General features: G+C 69.4%; 18 protein-coding genes. 12 read left to right on the top strand and 6 right to left on the bottom strand.

The features are described 5' to 3' along the window. Window positions 1-25: 25 nt before the first annotated feature. A complete protein-coding gene (locus AC1DNC_RS06825) occupies window positions 26-1,174 on the bottom strand; it encodes a 5-(carboxyamino)imidazole ribonucleotide synthase (RefSeq protein ID WP_476861905.1) in 1,149 nt (382 codons plus the stop codon). A 273-nt stretch (window positions 1,175-1,447) separates the two neighbouring features. On the opposite strand from AC1DNC_RS06825, the gene AC1DNC_RS06820 reads away from it, so the two are divergent. Next, window positions 1,448-2,014, top strand: coding sequence for a GtrA family protein (locus AC1DNC_RS06820; RefSeq protein ID WP_476861799.1), 567 nt, complete (start codon window positions 1,448-1,450; stop codon window positions 2,012-2,014). 48 nt (window positions 2,015-2,062) lie between these two features. On the opposite strand, the gene AC1DNC_RS06815 is transcribed toward AC1DNC_RS06820, so the two are convergent. After that, on the bottom strand, window positions 2,063-2,791 hold the full coding sequence (locus tag AC1DNC_RS06815) for a TIGR03089 family protein (protein WP_476861798.1): 729 nt from the start codon (window positions 2,789-2,791) through the stop codon (window positions 2,063-2,065). A 374-nt stretch (window positions 2,792-3,165) separates the two neighbouring features. Here AC1DNC_RS06815 and AC1DNC_RS06810 point away from each other — a divergent pair, with 374 nt between their 5' ends. From AC1DNC_RS06810 to AC1DNC_RS06800, 3 genes are read left to right on the top strand one after another with little or no spacing between them, the layout of a single operon-like run. Beyond that, window positions 3,166-3,711 (top strand): WhiB family transcriptional regulator, encoded by a 546-nt coding sequence (locus tag AC1DNC_RS06810; protein ID WP_476861797.1) that lies wholly within the window; start codon window positions 3,166-3,168, stop codon window positions 3,709-3,711. Between the two features lie 29 nt (window positions 3,712-3,740). Further along, complete coding sequence (locus tag AC1DNC_RS06805; protein WP_476861796.1) at window positions 3,741-7,187, top strand: glycosyltransferase; 3,447 nt, start codon at window positions 3,741-3,743, stop codon at window positions 7,185-7,187. Continuing rightward, window positions 7,180-8,919: a DUF5719 family protein gene (locus tag AC1DNC_RS06800; RefSeq protein WP_476861795.1), complete on the top strand. Its 1,740-nt coding sequence runs from the start codon at window positions 7,180-7,182 to the stop codon at window positions 8,917-8,919. Before AC1DNC_RS06805 ends, AC1DNC_RS06800 begins: the two co-directional genes overlap by 8 nt. A gap of 43 nt (window positions 8,920-8,962) precedes the next feature. Here the strand turns inward: AC1DNC_RS06800 and AC1DNC_RS06795 are convergent, their stop codons facing one another. Beyond that, window positions 8,963-9,463, bottom strand: coding sequence for a metallopeptidase family protein (locus AC1DNC_RS06795; protein ID WP_476861794.1), 501 nt, complete (start codon window positions 9,461-9,463; stop codon window positions 8,963-8,965). 101 nt (window positions 9,464-9,564) lie between these two features. Between AC1DNC_RS06795 and AC1DNC_RS06790 the strand changes: the two genes are divergently transcribed. The 5 genes from AC1DNC_RS06790 (at window position 9,565) to AC1DNC_RS06770 (ending at window position 14,568) form a co-directional block, all read left to right on the top strand. Continuing rightward, window positions 9,565-9,954 carry a DUF3499 domain-containing protein gene (locus tag AC1DNC_RS06790; RefSeq protein ID WP_476861793.1) on the top strand — a complete coding sequence of 130 codons (390 nt, stop codon included), beginning with the start codon at window positions 9,565-9,567 and terminating at the stop codon, window positions 9,952-9,954. 82 nt (window positions 9,955-10,036) lie between these two features. Beyond that, a complete protein-coding gene (locus tag AC1DNC_RS06785) occupies window positions 10,037-10,285 on the top strand; it encodes a Trm112 family protein (RefSeq protein ID WP_476861792.1) in 249 nt (82 codons plus the stop codon). A gap of 111 nt (window positions 10,286-10,396) precedes the next feature. Then, entirely contained in the window at window positions 10,397-11,875 is a 1,479-nt protein-coding gene (gene ahcY / locus AC1DNC_RS06780; RefSeq protein ID WP_476861791.1) for an adenosylhomocysteinase, read from the top strand. 153 nt (window positions 11,876-12,028) lie between these two features. After that, window positions 12,029-13,255: a L,D-transpeptidase gene (locus AC1DNC_RS06775; protein ID WP_476861790.1), complete on the top strand. Its 1,227-nt coding sequence runs from the start codon at window positions 12,029-12,031 to the stop codon at window positions 13,253-13,255. A 65-nt stretch (window positions 13,256-13,320) separates the two neighbouring features. After that, window positions 13,321-14,568 carry a L,D-transpeptidase gene (locus AC1DNC_RS06770; protein WP_476861789.1) on the top strand — a complete coding sequence of 416 codons (1,248 nt, stop codon included), beginning with the start codon at window positions 13,321-13,323 and terminating at the stop codon, window positions 14,566-14,568. Between the two features lie 48 nt (window positions 14,569-14,616). Here AC1DNC_RS06770 and AC1DNC_RS06765 read toward each other — a convergent pair whose 3' ends face one another. Beyond that, window positions 14,617-15,423: an RDD family protein gene (locus AC1DNC_RS06765; protein WP_476861904.1), complete on the bottom strand. Its 807-nt coding sequence runs from the start codon at window positions 15,421-15,423 to the stop codon at window positions 14,617-14,619. Between the two features lie 115 nt (window positions 15,424-15,538). Here AC1DNC_RS06765 and AC1DNC_RS06760 point away from each other — a divergent pair, with 115 nt between their 5' ends. Together AC1DNC_RS06760 and AC1DNC_RS06755 are read left to right on the top strand one after the other, a co-directional pair. After that, window positions 15,539-16,531 carry a stage II sporulation protein M gene (locus tag AC1DNC_RS06760; protein ID WP_476861788.1) on the top strand — a complete coding sequence of 331 codons (993 nt, stop codon included), beginning with the start codon at window positions 15,539-15,541 and terminating at the stop codon, window positions 16,529-16,531. A gap of 124 nt (window positions 16,532-16,655) precedes the next feature. Then, window positions 16,656-18,044: a TIGR01906 family membrane protein gene (locus tag AC1DNC_RS06755; RefSeq protein ID WP_476861787.1), complete on the top strand. Its 1,389-nt coding sequence runs from the start codon at window positions 16,656-16,658 to the stop codon at window positions 18,042-18,044. 107 nt (window positions 18,045-18,151) lie between these two features. Here the strand turns inward: AC1DNC_RS06755 and AC1DNC_RS06750 are convergent, their stop codons facing one another. Next, window positions 18,152-19,981, bottom strand: coding sequence for an AMP-dependent synthetase/ligase (locus AC1DNC_RS06750; RefSeq protein WP_476861786.1), 1,830 nt, complete (start codon window positions 19,979-19,981; stop codon window positions 18,152-18,154). Window positions 19,982-20,043: 62 nt separating this feature from the next. Then, the gene (locus AC1DNC_RS06745; RefSeq protein WP_476861785.1) at window positions 20,044-21,792 is read right to left on the bottom strand and encodes a dolichyl-phosphate-mannose--protein mannosyltransferase; all 1,749 of its coding nucleotides are present in this window, start codon (window positions 21,790-21,792) and stop codon (window positions 20,044-20,046) included. Window positions 21,793-21,979: 187 nt separating this feature from the next. Here AC1DNC_RS06745 and rsmI point away from each other — a divergent pair, with 187 nt between their 5' ends. Beyond that, window positions 21,980-22,801 (top strand): 16S rRNA (cytidine(1402)-2'-O)-methyltransferase, encoded by an 822-nt coding sequence (rsmI, locus tag AC1DNC_RS06740; RefSeq protein ID WP_476861903.1) that lies wholly within the window; start codon window positions 21,980-21,982, stop codon window positions 22,799-22,801. Window positions 22,802-22,863 lie beyond the last annotated feature (62 nt).

Genomic DNA, 22,863 nt, shown 5'->3' with positions numbered 1-22,863 from the left:
GAGTCTTGGGCTTCGGTGCTGGCGTTCACGCGTTCTCCTCGGGGTGCACCGGAGCGGCGCCGGCATGCGCCCGGCCGTCCCGGATGATGTTGGCGACGGTCGCGGCACGCTGCCGGACGGAATCGACGTCGGCGGCAGAGGTTCCGACCAGGTTGACGTGCCCGATCTTCCGGCCCGGCCGCACGGCCTTTCCGTAGCAGTGGACCTTGGCGGCCGGCTCGCTGGCGAGGGCCGCGGGGTAGGCGGAGAACAGGTTCTGGTTCGCGCCGCCGAGGAAGTTCTTCATCACCACGACGGGGCCCAGCAGGTCGGTGGCGCCCAGCGGCAGGTCCAGGATGGCGCGCAGGTGCTGTTCGAACTGGCTGGTGACCGAGCCGTCCTGCGTCCAGTGGCCGGTGTTGTGTGGGCGCATGGCGAGTTCGTTGATCAGGAAGCCGGAGCCTACGCCGGGGGTTTCGAACATTTCCACGGCCATGACGCCCGTGACGCCGAGTTCGTTGGCGATCCGGACGGCGGCGTCCTCGGCCGCGGCGGCAACCTCCAGCGGGATGTCCAGGGCGGGGGCGATGACCTCGTCACAGACACCGTCGACCTGGACGGTGTGCACCACCGGCCAAGCTCGGGATTCGCCGCCGGGCGTACGCGCCACCATGGCCGAGAGCTCGCGGCTGAACTCCACCTTGGCTTCGGCCAGGAGCGGGGACATGGCTTCGAACCAGTCGGTCGACTCCGCGGCGTCCTCGGCTGAGGCGACGATCCGCACGCCCTTGCCGTCGTAGCCGCCCCGGGGCGTCTTGAGCACCACCGGCCAGCCGGCGTCATCCCCGAAGGCCACGAGTTCGTCGACTCCGGCCACGGCGGCCCAGCGCGGATTGGGCAGTTCCAGCCGGTCGATCGCGGCGCGCATCACCAGCTTGTCCTGCGCGTTGACCAGGGCATCGGGGCCTGGGTGGACGTTGACACCGGCGTCGATCAGGGCGCGGAGGTGCCCGGTGGGGACGTGCTCGTGGTCAAAGGTCAGCACGTCCAGGCCGCGGGAGAACTCCAGCAGGTGGTCAAGGTCCGTGTAGTCGCCGACCGGAGCCTTGGCCACGGCCGCGACGGCGGAAACGTCCTCAGCCTCGGCGAGGACACGGAGTTCGAAGCCGAGGGCGGTCGCGGCAGGGGCCATCATGCGGGCAAGTTGGCCGCCGCCAACCACGCCGATTACAGGAAAAGTCACATCTCCCAGCCTACCGAAAACCTCCGCGGAACCGGCCTTCGCGCGCTCGGACCGCGCAAACAAGCGTTTTTTGGGTCCCGGATTGAGCCCCGGATCAGAGTTGGATTGCCGGGCGGCGGGCCGGATTGACGACGGCCGGGGGCGCGCAACCGGGAAACGGCGCTAAAATGGGCCGTTGGCCATGTGGCCGCCAGCTTCCCCAGATACAAATGCCCACGGAGGGTCATGATTAACACACTTGCAGATCGTGCGCGCGGGCTTGCCTCGCTCTTCTGGCGTGAAGTGGCCAAGTTCGGCGCCGTCGGCGGTGTCGCTTTCATCATCGACAACGGTTTGACGTATTACCTGATGCACGGCCCCATGTCCGACAGCGAGGCGAAGGCCCGCTTCGTCGGCGCGACCGTCGCCACGATCTTCTCCTGGATCGCGAACCGATTCTGGACGTTCCGCCACCGGCGCCAGGAGAACGTGCTGCGCGAATTTGCCATGTTCGTCCTCATCAACGGCATCGGCATCGGCATCTCCACCGGCCTCACCGCCCTCGCCAAGTACGGCATGGGCATCACGGACAAGAACATGCTCTTCTTCGCCGGCGTCGTGGGCATCCTCGTCGCCACGGTGGTGCGGTTCTTCGCCTACCGCTTTCTCGTCTTCAACAAGGAACTCGACGACGAGCCGGAGTTCTCCCACGACCACGAGATCATCGAACGGCAGCCGCACGGCCAGGACGCCGCGCGGGTCCCGGGGCAGGCCGTCCAGGATAGGGACGTTCCCGGCGGCGACAACCGCTGAGCCGGCCCCGACTCTGAGCGGGCCCCGCCGCTGAGTAGGCCGGCAGGGTCAGCTTCGGCTGATCCGCTCGTCACTTAGCAGCCGCTCGGTCACCGCAACGTCCGGGTGCACCAGCACCACGGAGCCATCGTGCTGCCATGCCCCGAGGGACTGCGCCAGCACCGACTCCAGGCCCTCGGCGGCACGGACCAGCAACCGCTCCCCGCCCTCCGCGGACGCCGCGGGGGAGTCCTTCGCCGGGGCCGCGAAACCCTGCAGCAGCTCGGCATGGCTGTACGCGTCCCCGTCCGCGCCCTGCACGGCCCGGCGGCCGGCTTCGGGATCGACATGCGGCATGAAGAAGTCGCCATGGGAGCGCACCTCGGCGGCATAGTCCACGACGCCGGAGGGCAGCTCGCCGGGCCAGCGCATCGCCAGCGCCGGCAGCGCGACGGCCACGACGGCGTCGAACGCGCCTTCAGCGGCCGCCGGACCCGGCTCCGCCGTGGCGAGCAGCTCGGCCTCCGCGGCATCGAGTACCACCTCCATGCCCAGCTGCCAGGCGGCCAGGGCAAGCACCACGGACTTCCAGTGCGCCGGCAGGTCCAGCCGTAGCCGCGTTCCCGGTTCCGCATCCAGCTCGTCCTGCAGGAAATTGCTGGTCTTGGCCACCCAGTTATCCAGCACCCGGCCGGAGAGTTCCACACGCTCGGCGTCCGGGCCGTACCAGGTCAAACGGGGAGAGGTCGACTGGCCGGACCGCAGGGCTGTCATCAGTTGGAATGCCGGGATGCTCATGCCCTCATCTTGCCACGGCCGGGTTTGCTGTGATCTCGGTCACGACCATACGTCCGAGGCGGCGGCTGTGGCCCCGGCGCGGTGGAGGGCGGTGGCCGAAAACCAGCGCAATCACAGGAGAGTCCCAGGAAAACGGCCGGGAAATGCTCAGTATGCTGTCAAATCCGCGCCGATAAGCGCCCGAGCCGCTAAAACTCCCGGGCGTGGCGTGCCCGGAGATTCTCACGGAAATTGATTATTATCTCCGCTGCGGCTTGACTCCCGGATACTTACACACGTGTAATTAGGTATCGAAAGCCACTGCGCATCAGGCGGCACACAACCGAGTGTCCGAGGGTCAGGCAGGGGCTGCAAAAATCAGAGAGGGAACGCCAATGGGGCTTGCAGAGCGTATCCATGAAGATGAAATTGTCGCCGGCCAGGCGACGGCAAAATACCGTTCACGCGGGGTGCCGAGCGACTGGTACGTAGACCCGGCCGATCCGGACGCCGCGGAGCGGTACAACGAACACACCCAGGATTCGCTGCAGGACCAGGCCACTGCCTTCCTCGCAGCCCATGAAGCACTTCTGGCGGGAAACCCGGAGCAGGACAACGATCCGCTCGACCCGCCAATGGAACTGCAGACCCTGCACTCCGGAACCACCGCCCAGCCGGTGTGGATCGGGTTGCCGTCCGGGCAGGACTTCGATGATGAAGGCGAGCTCGGATGGCAGACAGATGCGCTCTGCGCGCAGACCGACCCGGAGGCCTTCTTCCCTGAAAAGGGAGGCTCCACGCGGGACGCCAAAAAGGTCTGCGGTGCATGCAATGTACGTTCGCAGTGCCTGGAGTACGCCTTGTCCAACGACGAGCGCTTCGGCATCTGGGGCGGCCTCTCCGAGCGGGAACGCCGCCGGCTTAGGAAGCGGGCAGTCTAATTCTTCAAGAAGTACGAGTCACCGCAGTTGTGGTAGCCCACAACGGCGGTGACTATCTCCCCAGGACCCTGGCGGCATTGGCGGCTCAGACCCGTCCGGCGGACGCGGCCATCGGAGTTGACACGGGTTCCCGAGACCACTCGGCGGCCCTGCTCGAGCAGGCGCTCGGCAAGGCCAACGTCACCGTCTTCGACCAGTCCAGGAGCGGTATGGGCGGTGCCGTCCAGGCGGGTCTGAACGCACTCGCGCCCTGGCGCGGGGACTCTGGACAGGCCAGCTCCGACTGGATCTGGCTGCTCCATGATGATGCCGCACCGGCCCCCGAGGCCCTTGCCGAGCTGTTGCATGCCGTGGAGCGGGCGCCCTCGGTCACGGTGGCCGGCTGCAAGCAGCTTGACTGGCATGCCGGTAGGCGGCTGATCGACGTGGGACTGTCCATCAGCCGTTGGGCCGAGCGCCTGACACTCATCGAGGCCGACGAGCTCGACCAGGGCCAGTATGACGGCCGCAGCGACACCTTCGCCGTGAACTCGGCCGGCATGCTGGTGCGCCGCGACGTCTGGGAGGACCTCCGCGGCTTTGACCCGGCCCTTCCGGGCAGCGGCGACGACGTCGACTTTTGCTGGCGCAACCGGCTCGCCGGCCACCGCGTCGTGGTGGTTCCGAGCGCCCGGATCTTCCACGTTTCGCACCGGCCGCAAGCCCTGGGCAACGCTGCCGCCGCCCGCAAGGCACAGGTCCACCTGCGGCTCAAGCACGCCGCGCTCTGGAAGGTTCCGCTGCACGCCGTCGGCGCCCTCCTGGGTAGCCTCTTCAAACTCGTCCTCAGCATCGCCGTCAAGGACCCCGGCCACGGGTTCTCCCAGCTGCTGGCAACCTTTGGCGCACTCGGAAGGCCCGCAGCCGTGTACCGCGGCCGGCGCAATGCGGCCCGCACGCGCCGCATCCGGCGTTCTGTCATCAAGGGGCTGCAGACGCCGCGGCGGGAGGTCTGGGCGCACCGGCGGTCGCTGATGGAGGCCCTCGGATCCGACGAAGCCGACGCGCTTTCCCAACACGATCCGCTCGCCGAACAACCCAGCGGGGACTCCGCCGACGACTTCGCCGCGCTGGGCACCACCGAGCGCGGCTGGGTGGGCAACGGCGCCCTGCTGGCCCTGTTGCTCACTGCTGCGGCCTCCCTGGTCGGCCTGCTGAGCCTCTTCCGCGCCGACGCCGTCACCGGCGGCGCGCTGATCCCGGCTTCGGCACGGCTGGACGAGATCTGGAACCACGCCTCCGGCTGGTGGATTGCGCTGGGCGCCGGGCTGCCGGGCCACGGGGACCCGTTCGGCTACCTGCTCTGGGTCCTCGGCGTCCTCGGCGCCGGCAACGCCAGCGGCGCCGTGGCATGGCTGCTGGTCCTGGCCATGCCGTTGTCTGCACTGGGCGCCTGGTTCGCCGCCGGGGCGCTGACACGCCGACGCCGGCTGCGGCTCGCCGCCGCGCTCGTCTGGGCCGGCGCTCCCGCCCTTCAGGTCGCGCTCAACCAGGGCCGTCTCGGCGCGCTCATTGCACACGTGATGATCCCGTTGCTCGTCCTGGCCCTGCTCCGCGCCACCGGCTCCGTTCTCGGCCGCGGACGCTTTGCCGTCCCGCTGCCGGGCGAGCGGCGCTTCACCGAAATGCCCCCGGCCAAGCCCGGTATCAACGGCACCCCATCCTGGACCGCGGCAGCCGCGGCCGGACTGGCGCTGGCAGTCGTGACCGCGGCGGCGCCGTCGTTACTGCTGCCGTCCTTCGCCGTCGTCATACTGTGCGGCGTGCTGCTGCGGGGCCGAGGGCGCACGCTCTGGTGGTCGCTGCTTCCCAGCGCTGCCCTGTTCCTTCCCTTTGCAATCTCTGCCCTCGACCGGCCGCGGGCGCTGCTGGCCGATCCGGGACTGCCGCTTGGCTTTGACGCCGCGCCGCTCTGGCAACAGGCGCTGGGCCAGCCGCTGCGCTTCGAGTCAGGCGCCGGCTTGGCCGGACTGTCGGTTTTCGGTCCGGGAGCCGTGCCGTGGGCGCTGTTGCTGGCGCTGCTGCTTGGCCTGCCCGTCCTTTTGCTGGCCCTTGCCGCGCTCTTCCTCCCGGGCCGGCGCGGAACCGGCCGTCGGCCGCGGCTGGCCCGGAGCTTCTGGGCCGCCGGCGTAGTGATGCTGGCGGGCGGCTGGCTGGCCGGGCACGTCGCCACCGGCGCCAGCGCCGAGGTATTGGTCACGCCGTTCACCGGGCCTGCGGTATCGGCAGCGGCGTTCGCGCTGCTGGGCGCGGCGCTGCTCGGCGCCGATGCCCTGCTCGACGCCGCCGATGCCACTGCCGTGGCCGCGCCGGGACGCAGGTTCCTGGCTCACAAAATCCTCGTCCGTGGAACGGCCGTCATCGCAACCGTGCTCCTGCTTGCCGGTCCGCTCGCCGGGCTCACCGCGTGGGCCGCACACAACGTGCTGCAGTCCGACCCGCCCGCGGCCTCAGCGGATAGCGACGCCGCACCGGGTAACGACGCCGCACCGGACGCCGCCGGCGCCGTCGGCAGCATCCCCGGCGCAGATGCGGGCGCCGACGCCAGCCAAGGCAATGCTCCGCTCGGCACCCGCCGGCTGGTGCAGGCCAGCAAGGCCCGCACGCTCCCCGCGACGGCCATCGACCGGGGGGAGGGGCCGGAGCAGACCCGGACCCTGGTCATCTCCGCCAAGGAGGACGGATCGTTCGCGGCAGCACTCATGCGCGGCGACGGCACCAGGCTGGACGAGCTGTCCGCCGTGGCCACCGCCCGTCCGGTGACGGGTGATCCCGGGAAAGAGAAAGTCCGGGACGACGACGCGGTCGCAGCATCCCTGCGCAGCGTGGTGGCGACAATCGCCGCGGGCCAGGGCGTGGACCCCCGCCGGCAGCTGGAACAGCTCGGAGTCGGCTTCGTCGTACTGGAGGCCAGCGACAGCTCGGCGGAACTGACGGCCAGCCGGATGGATGCCGTCCCCGGTCTCGTGGCCGTCGGTCGGACTGACGTCGGCTGGCTGTGGCGGATCAGCCCGCTGAATGAGACAGCAGCCAAAGCCGCCGACGTCGCGCACCGCGTCCGGATTGTCAACGCTGCCGGCGCCACTGTCGGATTGTTGCCGGCAGGTGTGGTCTCCGCCGACGCGTCCGTGCCGGCCGGACCGGAAGGCCGCCTGGTGGTCCTCGCCGACCGGGCCGATCCGGGCTGGAGCGCCTGGATCGACGGCCGGCGCCTGACCGACACCAGCTCGGACTGGGCGCAGGCGTTTACCCTGCCGGCCCAGGGCGGCCAGCTCAGCATCCGCTACGACAACCCGTGGGCTCTCTGGACCGGCATTGTCCAGGCCGTCGTGATCGGCCTGACGATCCTGCTGGCCATTCCCATGCCCGCCCGCCGTCCGAACACCGGGCTCTCCAGGGACGAAGGCTCCCTGCGTAAGGAACATCAGCATGCATGACGACCACGACGGCGTAACGCCGGCCAAGCAGCCCGAACCGGCCAAGCAGCCCGCGGCCCCGGCCGCCGAGAGTAAGCGGGACCGAAGCGCGCGCGGCGCCAACCCGCGTCCCGCCGCCGGGGTTCCCGTGCTGGCCCGGCTGAAGAGCCTCTCCGGCGCCATCGGGGGAGTCCTGTCCGCGGCAGTGCTTGTGGCTGCCGGCGGCGGCTTGGTCGCGGCGGCCGCGCTCGCCCCGCAGGCTCCCGGCAGCCGGCCGCTCAAGGCGCCGCTGGCCGCGGTTCCGGCCGGCAGCAGCGTGGGCGTCTGCCCGGGACCGGCACGGCTGCTCCAAGGCACCCCTGTCGGCACGGACCCGCAGTTCAGCCCCGAATCGGCGACCGCCAAAAGTGCGGTCAACGCCGTCGTCATCAGCTCCAGCGCCGGCGACCTTCCCGGCAGCCGGCTGGCCACGCTCTCCGGCAGCCCGCTCGTGGAACTCGCCAAAGCCACTCCAGCCGCCGCGGCTCCGACGCAGACCCCGGCCCCGGGTGCGCCGGCGACTGCCCTGCGTGCCGGCGTCGTGCCGCAGCGCGGTGTCGACGCCGTCACCGTGCTCAGCGCGGATCCGCACGGCAACCAGCAATCCTCGGCCGGGGCCGTAATGAGCTATACGGCTGCGGACGGGGATCTCCGCGGCGCGGCCGCCGCCGCCTGCCAGGATCCGGCCAACGACCTTTGGCTGGTCGGGGCGAACACCGCACTCGGCCGGACCGCCGTACTGAATCTTAGCAACGCCTCCGGGACGCCGGCGACCGTCAGTCTGGACCTCTTCGGCGCCAAGGGCCCCATCCAGGCACCGGGCAGCCGCGGCCTGCTGGTCGCGCCGGGCAGCACCCGCTCGATCATTCTTGCCGGCCTGGCGCCCGGGCAGGAGCAACTGAGCGTGCGGGTACGCAGCACCGGCGGCCCGGTTGCGGCCGTCATACAGCAGAGCGTGCTCCGCGGGCTGACCCCCGGCGGGGTGGATTTCATTTCGCCGGGAACGGCCCCCGCGACCCGGCAGGTCATCTCAGGCATCGACATCCAGAGCCCGGACGCGCTGGCGGCACTGGGCGCGAAGACCGGATTCGCCGACGCCAAACCCGCTTTGCAGATCACCGTCCCCGGCGCAGCCGACGCCGTGGTGGAAGTGAAACTTTCCGGGCACGACGGGCAAAAACCGCTGCCCGGCGGCGGTGTGGTCACCGCCAAGGCAGGCGCGGTTACCGAGGTCTCCCTCGCGGGCGTACCCGCGGGGCACTACACCGTGAGCGCCAGCTCGGACGTTTCGTTCGCCGCCGCAGCCCGGGTCACCCGCGGGCTCAAGGCCGAGGCTGCCGCCGACTTTGCCTGGGCGCCGTCCGCCGCGAGGCTCGGAAGCCAGCACGTGGTCCCGGTGCCCCGTTCGGGGGAGCGCTTCCTGACGTTTGGCGCACCAGACGGCCGCGCCACGATCAGCTACACGCCGATTACGGCCGACGGCAAGGTCCGGGCCGCGGCCACGGTGGACATTGCCGGCGGAACCACCGCTTCCATCAATGTTCCGGGCGACGTGGGTGGCTCGCCGCTGGTGGGCTACCTGGTCTCGGCGTCGGGGGATGCGGCCTACGGGGCCGTGCTGTTGGAGCAGGGCGGCAAGTCCGACATTGCCAGCGTCCCGGTTACCCCCGGCGCGGCCGGCCAGGAGCAGCTTCCGGTCACCCTCGGGTACTAGTCCCGGCTGTTAGCCGGAGCGGCCTGCGCGTTGCACCGGGCGCCTAGTAGCGGCGGCGGTACACCGGGTCCAGCGACTCGGGCGGGACGCCGAGCATCTCGGCCGTACGCTCCACGACTACGTCATGCACCAGGTCCTGGAGTTCTTCGCGGCTGCCGCAGGCCTGCTCCACAACCCGCCGGTACAGCGTGATCACGGGGCCCTCCTCCGCCGTTGCCGGAACGTAGGAGCCCATCGGCGCGGGCGTGCCGTCAGCGACAAGTTTCTCGAGCCCGGGCGGGATTTCCTCGACCGCGAAACGGACGCCGTCCAGCGGTTTGCCCCAGATGTCGTGCAGGCGCTGCGCCGAATCCAGGACAAAGTCATCAAAGCGGTCCGACCGTGTCCGGTATCCGGGCAGGGTGGGAAGCATCAACTCGCCGCGCAGGCCGCGGCCGTGCCGGTTCCTGCGGCGCTGCCGAAAGCTCTTCCCCTTGGCGGCGACGCCGTCGCCGGGGTCAGCCAACCGGACCGTAAAGCCGGGATCATGGTGCGATGACTGCATACCTTGACTCTAAACCCGGCGCCTGATTTCTGCGATATGGCGGACGGGAGGCGCGTTTCAATGCGCGGGAGCAGGGGACGAGGGGAGTAGTCTGTGATGTCGTGGGTGCAATTCGTCAGTGTTCAAGGTCCGCCTGCCGCAATTCGGCGGTGGCCACTTTGACGTACGTCTATGCCGACTCAACGGCCGTCCTCGGCCCGCTGGCCACCTACGCCGAACCCCACTGTTACGACCTCTGCGAACAGCACGCCAATACCCTGACCGTTCCGCGGGGCTGGGAAGTCCTGAGGCTCGCGATGCCGGCAACCCCGGCCGGTCCCGGCCCGGACGACCTGCTGGCCCTCGCCCACGCGGTCCGCGAGGCCGCTGCCCGGCCCGGGCCCGCGGAACCCGCCCAGAGCCAGCGCGCCGCGCATCCGGCCCTCGAAGCCCCTGCTGCTGCCGACGGCACCCGCCGGGGGCATCTGCGCGTCCTGCGCGAACCCTCCTGAGCCGCGAACTGGCGGTAGGCTGGGAACAGAAATTTCCGTACGCCATCGGCGCCACCGGCGTCGCCCCCAGGGAGCCTTCACCATGCCACTTATCAGTCCCGAACTGTTGTCTGTCCTGCGCTGCCCCGTGACCGGCTCGGCCCTGGTGCAGGAAGGCGAAGAGCTCGTCGCCGTTTCCCCCGACGCCAACGGCCAGCAGCTTCGCTACAGGATTGAGGACGGCATCCCGCTGCTGCTCCCGCCGGAACTGCTGGCCGCCGCCACCGCGGCGTCCTCGGATCAGCACGACGGCGGCCGGAACGACCGCGCGCCCCGCCACGCAGCAGAGTAGCCCGCCCCGGACGGCGGCGGGAAATTCCGCGGCCGGCCCATCGGAGGGCGTCCCGGCGCCGAACCACCTGCAATTACTTCAGCTTCATTCCGGCTATCACAAAGGATCCCCATGACCTTCGATTACAAAATTGCCGACATTTCACTGGCCGAGGCCGGCCGGCACCAGATTCGCCTGGCAGAGCACGAGATGCCGGGGCTGATGGCCCTGCGCGAGGAATTCGGTGCAAGCCAGCCGCTGAAGGGCGCCCGGATCGCCGGTTCGCTGCACATGACGGTTCAGACCGCCGTGCTGATCGAAACCCTCACCGCCCTCGGCGCCGAAGTCCGCTGGGCGTCCTGCAACATCTTCTCCACCCAGAACGAGGCAGCCGCAGCCGTTGTGGTCGGCCAGGGCACGGTCGAGGACCCGCAGGGCGTCCCCGTGTTCGCCTGGAAGGGCGAGACGCTCGAGGAATACTGGTGGACGGCCGAGCAGATCCTGACCTGGCCCGGCGCGGATGCCAACCCGGACCTGGGCCCGAACATGATCCTCGACGACGGCGGCGACGCCACCATGCTGGTGCACAAGGGCGCGGAGTTCGAAGCCCTCGGTGCGGTGCCGGCAGCCGGCGATGACGAGTCCGAGGAAGGCCGCGTCTTCCTCGATGTGCTCCGCGCCTCGCTGGAGAAGGACCCGCAGAAGTGGACCCGGATCGGCTCGCGCCTGCTCGGCGTGACCGAGGAGACCACCACGGGCGTCCACCGCCTCTACCAGCTTGCCGAGCAGGGCAAGCTGCTGTTCCCGGCGATCAACGTCAACGACTCCGTCACCAAGAGCAAGTTCGACAACAAGTACGGCATCCGCCACTCGCTGCCGGACGGCATCAATCGTGCCACCGACGTGCTGATGGGCGGCAAGGTCGCCGTCGTCTGCGGCTACGGCGACGTCGGCAAGGGCGCCGCGGAAGCATTCCGCGGCCAGGGCTCGCGCGTGATCGTCACCGAGATCGACCCGATCTGCGCGCTGCAGGCGGCGATGGACGGCTACCAGGTAGCCACCCTCGAGAGCGTCCTGGCCGAGGGCCACATCTTCATCACTACCACGGGCAACAAGGACGTCATCATGGCCGAGCACATGGCCGGGATGCGCGACAAGGCGATCGTGGGCAACATCGGCCACTTCGACAACGAGATCGACATGGCTGGCCTGGCCCGGATCCCCGGCATCAAGAAGGTCGAGATCAAGCCGCAGGTGCACGAATGGGTCTTTGACTCCGGCACGGAGGAGCAGCGCTCCATCATCGTCCTGTCCGAAGGCCGCCTGCTGAACCTCGGCAACGCCACCGGCCACCCGTCCTTCGTGATGAGCAACTCCTTCGCGAACCAGACCATCGCGCAGATCGAACTGTTCACCAAGGCGGGCCAGCCCGAGGGCGAACGCGAGTACGAAAAGCAGGTGTACGTGCTGCCGAAGATCCTCGACGAGAAGGTGGCCCGTCTGCACCTCGACGCCCTCGGCGCGCAGCTGACCGAGCTGACCAAGGAACAGGCTGCCTACCTGGACCTCGACGCCGCCGGCCCCTACAAGCCGGAGCACTACCGCTACTAAACACCGGCTGTAGACGGCACACATGCCAGCTAAGAGGGGCCCCGGACTGCCGTCCGGGGCCCTTTTGTGACCGTATCGTGGCGCAAACCAGGGCGGGGCGCACCGGAAACTCACTTATGCTTTCAAGGTAACGTCTGGAAGGACCCGAGTATTGTGATCGTCCCGAAAACCTGGAGCACCGGCCGAAAGGTCGCCGTCCTGGCGGCGGTGTGTGCCCTGGCAGCGGGCGGCGGAGTCTTCGCCGCGGCAGGTCCGCTGGCCCACCCGTCCTTTGCCTCCGAATCAGGCTCGCCGGAGCGATCCACCCAGGGCCTGGCCTTCCCGGTCGTGCCGCCGCTCCAGCTGGCCGCTGCGCCGGCCGACGCCGCCAGCCAGGTCAACCCGGGTGCGCCCGTGACCTTGAAAGTCGCTAACGGCAAGATTGAGCGCGCGGCCCTGACCAGCGAATCGGGCCAAGCCGTGGACGGAACGCTCAGCGCCGACGGCACCAGCTGGTCCGCCGCGGGACCGCTCGAATTCAATACCCAGTACACCTACAGCTACTCCGTGGTTGACGGCGCGGGACGCACCACCGACAACACGCGCAGCTTCACCACGGTCACCACCGCCAACGAAGCCGACGCGGCCATTTATCCGCTGGACGGGATGAAGGTCGGGGTCGCGCAGCCGCTCCAGCTCACCTTCAGCGAGCCGGTGCTGAACCGCGCCGCCGTCGAAAAAGCCATCAAGATCAGCTCCACCTCGGGGCAGGTCGGGGACTTCCACTGGTACTCCAACTCCATGGTCCGGTACCGGCCGCAGAATTTTTGGGCGGCCAACAGCACCATCACCATGGACATCAAGCTTTTCGGTGTGAACCTGGGTCGGGGCCAGATCGGCAACTTCAATAAGAAGGTGACGGTCCACATCGGGGACAAGAAGGTCGCCGTGGCCGACGCCAAGGCCCACACGTTCACGGCCTCGATCAACGGCCGGCAAGTCGGGAAGTGGCCCGCCACCATGGGTGACACCCGATTCCCGTCGGCGCGCGGCTACCTTGTGCTGATGGAAAAGTACCGGGTGGAGCACATGGACGCCTCCACCATCGGGCTCAAACCAGGCGATCCGGCTTACTACGGCCAGCTCGACGTCAATTACGCCACACGCCTGACCCCCAGCGGCGAGTTCATCCACCAGGCCACGGCCTCGGCGATGCCCTACATCGGCAAGGTGAACCTCTCCCATGGCTGCGTCGGCCTCGGCCCGGCGGGTGCCAAGTGGGTCTTCGACAACATGACCACCGGTGACGTGGTTCAGGTGGTCAACACCGACGGGGATTACGCGGCGTACGACGACGGCTTCGGGGACTGGAACATCCCCTGGGCCAAATACGCGAACTAAGCCCGGGCCCCGGGGAACTTGTGCCGGGAACTTGCAGCGGGGGATATGCAGTTGGGGGATGCAGGATGGACAAGACGGTAAGGCCGCGCAGGCGGGGTAGAAATACCGGCAAGATGCTGGCCGTGGCCGGAATCTGCCTGGCCATCGGTGCCGGCGGAATCGGCGTCGCCACAGGCCCGGTCTGGGCGGACAGCGATCTGCCCTCGGAATCGGCGTCTCCGATGCGCAACGTCTCCGGCCTGGTGGCACCGGTCGTGAAGGCGGTCGAACTGGGGGTGACGCCGACCGACGGCGCCCGGGACGTCAACCCGGCCGCGCTGCCCTCGGTCAAGGCCGTCAACGGGGTGGTCAAGGACGTGGTGCTGCAGCCCGAATCAGGCGGCGCGCCTGTCCCCGGCACCACGAGCGCGGACGGTGCCACCTGGACCGCTGCGGATCCCTTGGAGTTCGACACCCGTTACCGGTACAGCTTCACGATCGTGGACCTCGCCGGCCGGGAGACCAAGAAAGTCCAGAGCTTCTCGACCGTCGCCACGGCCAACGAAGCCGACGCCGCGGTCTACCCACTCAACGGCAGTACCATCGGTGCCGGCCAGCCTATTGAGATCGTGTTCAGCGAGCCGGTCATCAACAAGGCAGCCATGGAGAAGGCCGTAAAGGTCACCGTCTCCTCCCGCCAGGCCGTCGCCTGGCGCTGGTACTCCGACCGGCGCGTCCGGATCCGGCCGCAGAACTTCTGGGCCGCCAACAGCCGGATCAGTGTGGACCTGAAATTGTTCGGCGTCGATTTCGGCAACGGCATGGTCGGCAATTCCGATGTCCCGGTGTCCTACAAGGTGGGCCCGCAGCGACTCGCCGTCGTGGACGACATCACGAAGACCATGAAGGTCTACTTCGACGGACGGCTGGTCAGGACCGCCCCGGTCACCCTTGGCGGGGAGGACTGGCTTTCCCCGTCCGGCTACGCCGTGATCATGGAGCAGGAGCGCCGCTCCAAGTTCAACGCCGGCAGCATCGGCCTCAAGCCCGGCGACAAGGGCTACTATCCGCCGCTGACGGTGGAGTACGCCAACCGGCTGACGACGTCGGGCGTCTACGTCCACCAGGCGCTGGAATCCGCGTGGGGTGCGGTGGGCCGGTTCAACGTCTCGCACGGCTGCGTCGGGCTGCTCCCGGTGGACGCCGAGTGGTTCTTCACCAACATGAAGACCGGCGACGTGGTCCAGACGCTGAACACCGGCGCGGCGCCGGTGGAGCCGCTGGAAGGCTTTGGCGACTGGAACATCCCCTGGGTCCAGTACGCCAAACGCTGAGCCGCTGCGGCAAACGCTGAGCCGCTGCGGCCGGCAACGGCCCCGCGGTCAGCGGGCCCGCTGGTGCGGCAACCTGCTCAGCCGGGCGCCGAGGCGAGCGCTGCGTTCCCGGCTGAGCCGCAGCCGGTCCAGTTCACGGCGGCTCCGCTCGCCCAGCACCGCGGCCAGGTATTCCTCCGGTCCGGTTCCGGCTGGCGGCGGGGGAGCGACGTGCGCCGCCAGCTCGGTGGCCAGCGACTGCGCCATCGCCACCCTGGAACCGGGGGCCATGCGGTGGGCCTGGCGGATGAAGAGCGAGGCGCGGCGGGCCGCGGCGTCCGGGATCCGGCCGATGTCCGCGAGTGAAACCCAGGGCTGCAGCGGGTACGGCACGCTGTGCAGGATCGGGGCTTCGGCCCGGACCCGGCGCCGCAGCGCGTAGGTTCCGGCCACCAGGTCGCCGAGCCGCTTGGACTTCCCGTTGAAGAGCGCGACGGCGATCGCCAGACCGCCCACCGTCGCGTAAATCTCGACGAAACCTACCAGCCCCCGGATCAGGGCATGCCGGAAACGGATCGCACCGCCGTCGTCGCGCACAATCCGCAGCCCGGTGGCCAGTTTTCCCAGGGACAGGCCGCGGCTGAGGGTTTCCACCGTGACGGGCAGCACCACGAAACAGAAGACGACCGCGACGGTGACCAGGGCTCCCATGGCGGCGGGGTCCAGGTCGGGCGCGGCAGCACCGACCACCACCATCAGGCCCCAGAGCACGGCGGCGTGTGCCAGTACGTCCAGCAGCAGGCCCAGCGCCCGGGCCGCAAACGACGCCGGCCGCAGCTCAAGGACCACGCCCTCGCCTGTGATGATGGAACTCAAACCGGACCCCCGCTTCTCTGCCAATCAGGCACAGTCTAACCACCGTCCGGCGCGGTTCTGGGCGGGAACGGGCGCGCGGGCACAACTGGGGGTCCGCGGGCGTTAGGGTGGTGCCGTGGACATCGAGGCGTTCTCCCTGGTGAACGGGGACAAATGGGCGCGGCTGCACGCGCTGGCGCACCAACGCAGGCTTAGCGGGGCCGACTCCGACGAGCTGCTGCGGCTCTACCAGGGCGCATCGGCCGACCTCTCGCTGCTGCGCTCTGTCGCGCCCGAGAGCGGTCTCTCCGAGGCACTGTCAGCTAGCCTCGCCCAGGCCCGCACCAGGTTCACCGGTGCGCGATCGAACTTTATGGAGGACCTCGCGCAGTTCTTCGTCGTGGCGCTGCCCGCCGCGCTGTACCGGATCCGCTGGCTGACGGTCTGGTGCGGGCTCGCGTTCTGCCTCGTCGCCGCCGCCTACGCCCTCTGGATCGGCAACTCCCCGGACGCCTTGCGGGCCCTGGGCTCGGATGCCGAGGTCCGCCGCTACGTGGAGCAGGACTTCATCAACTACTACTCAGAGAATCCTGCCGCGTCCTTCGCCGGCCTGGTGTGGACCAATAACGCGTGGATCGCCGCCCAGGCCGTGGCGCTGGGGATCACCGGGTTCTGGGTCCCGATGATCCTGATCGGCAACGCCCAGAGCGTCGGCGTCGCCGCGGGGGTCTTCGCCGGCGCCGGGAAGCTGGACGTGTTCTTCAGCTACATCCTGCCGCACGGCCTGATGGAACTGACGGCCGTCTTTGTGGCCGGCGCGGCCGGGCTGCGTATCTTCTGGGCAGTAGTGGCTCCCCGGCCGCGCCGTCGTTCGCAGGCGCTCGCCGCGGAAGGCCGCTCGCTCATCACGGTGGCTCTCGGGCTGGTCCTGGTGCTGCTGGTTTCGGGCGTGGTTGAAGGGTTTGTGACGCCCAGCGAGCTGCCGGTGTGGGCCAAGATCGCGATCGGCGCCGCCGTCCTGGCGTCGTACTGGGCGTACGTGCTGGTGGTGGGCGGGCGGGCACACCGCTCCGGCGCCACCGGTGACCTCGGCAGCCGGGACGCCGGCTACGCCGAAATTTCCGCCTGAATCGGCCCGGCCACGGGGTGGCACCTCGTCGGGGCTGAGGCCCGGACGGTAGGCTCGGTGTCAGATATGTGGCGTTGCCGGACCGAGGCCCGGCGGCGCGGAACCCTACGGAAGCGAAGCTGCAGTGACCGAAAAAAGTCCCACCCCTCCGAATCGGCAGGATCCGCACCTGGATCCGGCCGACGACGCCGGCGAGCCTGCCTTCGAGTGGATGAAGCCGGCCGGCACGGGCAAGCGGGCCGACGCCGCCTCCGGAACTCCCGAGACCGAGCGGACCGCCGCTGCGCCGCAGACTGAGCGGACCGCCGCTGCGCCGCAGACTGAGCGGACCACCGCGGCACCGGCCGCTGAGCGGACTACCGCGGCACCCGAGGCGGAGCGTACCGCCGCTTCGCCGGTCCCGGGGGAACCGGCCCGGGCCAGCGCCGGCGGCGAACGCCAGGGCCGGCGCGCCGAGCGGAGGGCCGCCGAGGACACAGCGGCCGGCGCAACGTCCGCCGGCGCAGCCGAAGCCACGCCGGCCGCAGCCACGCCTGCCGCCACCGGGGACGGAGCTTTCAACGAGCCGCTGCCCACATCGGCGCTGCAGGTCCGGCCGCCGCGCGAAGAAGTGGACCGCCGCAACGCCGAGCGAGAACAGGCCGCCAACGCCAAGCCTGTCGCCCCCCGGGTGATGCAGGTGCTGCTTGCGGTCTGCTACCCGGTCATCCTGTTGGTGCTGGCCGTCCGCGCGGTGACCAGCCCGCTGTTCCTCTGGGTGGAGTACAACCGACCGGGGTTCCCTGGAGACGGCTACGGCTTCAACACCGACGACCGGATGACCTACGGCTCCTACGCCGTGGACTACCTGAGCAGCTGGTCCGGCCCCCGCTACCTCGGCGAGCTCGTCAACCGCTCCGGAGAACCGCTCTTCAAGGACGGCGAGGTCAGCCACATGGCCGACGTCAAGCTCGTCATCCTCTCCGCCTTCGGCGCCGGCGCCCTGCTGGTGCTGCTCAGCCTGGTGGCCATCCTGTACCTGCGCCGGCGCAGCACCGGGGGAGTCCGCCGCGGACTGTTCGCCGGCTCGATCGCCACGCTGGTGATCATCATCGGGCTGGGCGTCCTCGCGTTCCTGGGGTGGGAGCAGTTCTTCACCGATTTCCACCGCATCTTCTTCGCCAACGGCAGCTGGACGTTCTCCCTGGAGGACACCCTGATCCGGCTGTTCCCGGCCCAGTTCTGGGTCGACGCCGGGCTCGTGATCGGCGTGCTTGTGCTGCTCGCCGCCCTCCTCACCCTGATCCTGACCTGGCCTACCCGCAAGCGCCGCGGACTGCCGCCCCGGACCCGCACTGCCTCCGCCGCCGAGGAAGCCGGAACCAACTCCGCGGATCCGGCCGAACTCAAGGGCCGCCGCTTCAAGCGCAGCCGGAACGGCGACGCCGGAACCCCGGCCGGCGAGGATGCGGCCACCGTGTCCGAGGCGGCCGGCCGCGAGGAGGCGGCCTCCCGCCGCGAGGGCGCTTCCTAAGCCTGGAAAACCCCGAATAAAAACCCGAACAAAAAACCCAAATAACAAAGCGGCCGGCACGAAAGTGCCGGCCGCTTTTGTGTGCGCCGTGACGGGCGCGCCGGGTCCTAGCCGTAGATCCGGTTGATGTGCGCCGCAAAGTCGCGCACGACGGCGGAACGCTTGAGCTTCAGCGACGGCGTGAGGTGTCCGGACTCGACCGTGAAATCGGTGTCCAGCACCACGAAGGTGCGGATCGACTCCGCCTTGGAAACCAGCGTGTTGGCGTCGTCGACGGCGGCCTGGATGGCGGCGCGGACCTGGTCGTTCGCCGCTGCCTCGGCGGTGCCCATGACGGGAATGCGCTGCGCGGCGCACCAGTTTTCCAGGCCTTCCGGGTCCAGGTTCACCAGGGCTGAGACGAACGGCCGCCCGTCCCCGACCACCACCGCCTGGGCCACGAGCTGGTGCTCGCGGATCTTTTCCTCCAGCGGCCCGGGCGCCACGTTCTTTCCGCCGGCGGTGACCAGCAGGTCCTTCTTCCGGCCGGTGATGGTCAGGAAACCGTCCGCATCCAGGGAGCCCAGGTCGCCGGTGCGGAAGAAGCCGTCCACGAACGCCTCGGCGTTGGCCGCCTCGTTGGCGTGGTAGCCCTTGAAGACGCCGATGCCCTTGACCAAGATCTCGCCGTCGTCGGCGATCCGGATCGTGGTGCCCGGGATCGGAATGCCGACGGTACCCACCTTGGTGCGCGACGGGATATTGGCCGTGCACGGTGCCGTCGTCTCCGTCAGCCCGTAGCCTTCGAGCACCGGCACGCCGGCGCCCCGGAAGAAATGCGCGTCGTGGGCGCTCAGCGGGCTCGCCCCGGAGACGGTGTAGCCAAGGCTGCCGCCGAACGCCTGGCGGAGCTTGGGATAGAGCAAACGGTCGAAGAGGCGGTGCTTGGCGCGCAGCCCCCAGCCGGGGCCGGGTCCCTCGCCGCGGGCGGCGGCGTCAAGGGCCTGCGAATACCCGATCGCGACGGCGGCGGCCGCGCCGAAGAGGCGTTCCTTGCCGGCCTGGGCCGCCTTCTGGGCGGCGCCTGCGTAGACCTTTTCGAAGATCCGGGGCACCACCAGCAGGAACGTGGGCTTGAACGTGCCCAGGTCCTCGAGCAGTTCCTTGGCGCTGGAGGTGTGGCCGAGCGTGGTGCCGGCGCTGAGGCAGACGACCTGAACGGCGCGGGCCAGGACGTGGGCCAGCGGCAGGAACATCAGCGTCCGGGTCCGGTCCTGCAGTAGGATTTCCTGCAGGAACAGGACAATGTTCTTCGCGACGAGGGCGAAATTGCCGTGCGTGATCTCGCAGCCCTTGGGCCGGCCCGTGGTGCCGGAGGTGTAGACCAGGGAGGCGACGTCGTCGAGCCCGGCCGTGCGGCGCTGCCGCTCCAGCTCGGCGTCGCTGACGCCGCTGCCGGCAGCCGCGAGGCTGGCCAGGTTGGGGGCGGCGCCGTCGTAGTCCATCCGGACGATGCCGAGCACCCGGCCCGCGAGCAGCCCGGAGCCGTCCAGCACGCCCCGGACCAGTGTGGCCTTCACCTGGTCTTCGACGAAGACCAGGCGCGCACCGGAGTCGTGCAGGATCCACTCCACCTGGCTGGGGGAGGACGTCTCGTAAATGGGGACGGTCACCCCGCCGGCGAACCAGATGGCGAAATCCGCCACGGTCCATTCGTAGCGGGTGGCGGACATGACGGCGACCGTCTCGCCCGGGGCAAGCCCGCCGGCGATCAGCCCCTTGGCCAGGGCCCTGACCTGTTCCAGGAACTGCTGGGCCGGAATGTCCGTCCAGCCGGAGGGGCCCTTCCGGGAGTAAAGCGCATGTACCGGGTCCTTGGCGTGCTGCTCCAGCAGCAGGTCCGTCACATTGCTTTCCGGATCCAGCTCGACGAGCAGTCCGGTGCTAGCTTCTCTCACAACCCATGTCTCCCGTTCCCGACAGCGGCCCCACGGACGCGGGCTCCGCTAGTAATCCTGCCCTAGATCCAGGACGGCATCCACATCCGCAACCGCCAGTCCTGGTAGGTAATCAGCTCCGCGGTCCATACCGGGTAGAAGAACGCCGAGAGCAGTACGGCCGCGATGACAAACAACGCGACGAGGTAGAAGCCGGAGCGCCGCCGCCAGAGCGGGTCGGTGCGTCGGCCCAGGACCAGCCCCAGGCAGTACACGAGGGCCAGCACCAGGAACGGTTCGAAGGACACCGCGTAGAAGTAGAACATGGTGCGTTCCGGGTACATGAACCACGGCAGGTAGCCGGCACCCACGGCGGCCAGGATGGCCCCGGCGCGCCAGTCGCGCCGGCCCGCCCACCAGAACAGCAGGATGCCGAGGCAGACCGCCGCGCTCCACCAGATCAGCGGGTTGCCGACCGAGAGGATGGCCGAGGTGCAGCTGGGCAGCTCGCAGCCGGCGGTTCCCTGCTTGGACGACTCATAGAAGAACGACGTCGGCCGGCCCATCACCAGCCAGCTCCAGGCGCTCGCCTCGTAGGGATGTTCCGCACTCAGGCCCTGATGGAACTTGTAGGCCTCGAGGTGGTAGTGGGCAAGCGACCGGAGCGAATCGGGCAGCCAGCCCCACTGCTCCGAGGGGTTGGTCTCGGCCCAGTGCCGGAAGTACGCGTTGCTGGAGCGGAACCAGCCGGTCCAGGTGGCGGTGTAGACCAGCGCCGCGACCGGCACAATGCTCAGGAAGGCGCCGATCCCGTCCTTCAGGATGCCGCCGGTGATCCAGCCGTGCACGCCGGCGATCCGGCGCGCGCCGAGGTCCCACAGGACCGTCATCAGCCCGAAGCCGGCCATGAAGAACAGGCCGGACCATTTGGTGCCGACCGCCAGGCCAAGGCAGGCGCCGGCGGCCAGCCGCCACCAGCGGATCCCCAGCCACGGTCCGGCGGCAAGCTGCATCCGGGAGGGTCGCCCATCCGCGGAGGCCGCGGCTTGGCCGGCGAGCCGGGCCGCGAGCCGACGGCGGCCGTCGTCGCGGTCCATCAGGAGCGCGCCGAAGGCGGCAAGGATCCAGAACATCAGGAAGATGTCCAGCAGCGAGGTGCGGGACATCACCAGGTGGTGGCCGTCCACCGCCAGCAGCACCCCGGCCACGGCACCCAGGGTGAGCGAGCGGAAGAGCTTCTGCGCGATCAGGGCGAGCAGGAAGATCGAGAGGGTGCCGGTCAGGGCCGCCGCGAAGCGCCAGCCGAACGGGTTGTCCGGTCCGAAGAGCCACATCCCGGCGGCGATCATCCACTTGCCCACCGGCGGATGGACCACGTACTCGGGGCTGTCCAGCAACACCCCGGGGTTGCCGGCGATGAAGGAGTCATTGGCCTTGTCCGGCCACGCGCGCTCGTAACCGCTGACCAGGAGGGAGTAGCCGTCCTTGACGTAGTAGGTCTCGTCGAACACCAGGTTGTGCGGGGTGTCCAGCCGGACGAAGCGCAGGATACCGCCGAGCACGGCGGTGAGGACCGGGATGAGCCAGAACCACAGGCGCAGGGACGGCGGATAGTCGCGCCAGCTGCGGATGCTGCCGATCAGCCGTTCCGTGAGGTCCTCGACGTCGAAGGCCTCGCCGGGACGGCTGATCCAGCGGTGCCCCTCCAGGTTGCGCCCGGTACCGGACAGGTGCGGCCTCCGGGAGAGGCGGCGGGTGCTGTCCGGGCTGCTGTCGGCGGGCACGGATGCGGCTGAACCGGCCTCGGCAGGCCGCATGGGGGTCTGCGTCACGTTGCCATGCTACCGTTCGCGGCCGTGATCGTCGGTCCCGCGCGCCCGCCGGCAGTAGGCTGGTGGGGTGGATCCCGAACAGAGCACGTCCCCAGGCAATTCCCCGGCCGCTACCGTCCCCGACGCTGTTTTTGTCGCGGACACAGAAGCGGCGACGCAGGCCGGGACGGCCGCAGGACCGGGCCGGATCGTGCTTGCCGCCACCCCGATCGGCAACGTCGGCGACGCCTCCGCCCGCCTGATCGAACTGCTTGAAACGGCGGACATCGTCGCCGCGGAGGACACCCGGCGCCTGCACCGGCTGGTGCAAAGCCTCGGCATCACCGTAGCCGGCCGGGTGATCAGCTACCACGAGCACAACGAGGCGGCCAAGACCGGTGAACTCCTGGACCAGGTGCGTTCCGGGAAGACGCTGGTCATGGTGACCGACGCCGGCATGCCCTCCGTCTCGGATCCCGGCTTCCGCCTGGTCGAGGGCGCCGTCGCGGCCGGCCTCACCGTCACCGCCGTTCCCGGCCCTTCCGCCGTGCTGACCGCCCTGGCCCTGTCCGGGCTGCCGACGGACCGTTTCTGCTTCGAGGGCTTCCTGCCGCGGAAGGCCGGGGAGCGGGCGTCCAGGCTCGCGGACCTCGACGCCGAACGCCGCACCATGGTCTTCTTCGAGGCGCCGCACCGGCTGGAGCCGATGCTCCGGGCCCTGCACGAACGCTTTGGCGCCGACCGCCGGGCGGCCGTGTGCCGGGAACTCACCAAGACCTACGAAGAGGTCATCCGAGGCAACCTGCGCGAACTGCTGCAGTGGGCCGAGACCAACGAGGTCCGGGGCGAGATCGCCGTCGTCGTGGGCGGAGCACCCGAACGGGAGCCGGGCAAACCGGAGGACCACGTCGCAGCCGTGAATGCGCTGATCGCGCAGGGCATCCGGCTGAAGGAAGCCGTCGCGGCGGTCGCCGAGGACGCCAGGATCAGCAAGCGCGAACTGTATTCCGCGGTCCTCGCCGCGCGCTGACGGGGCGCTAACAAGGCAGCTTTCCTGAGCGGGGCGCTCTTGTGCAGCTGCACAGCAGATCC

Source organism: Arthrobacter sp. 01N442 (assembly GCF_056399345.1).
The sequence above is the reverse complement of the archived record's forward strand: the minus strand, read 5'-3'. Positions and strand labels throughout refer to the sequence as shown.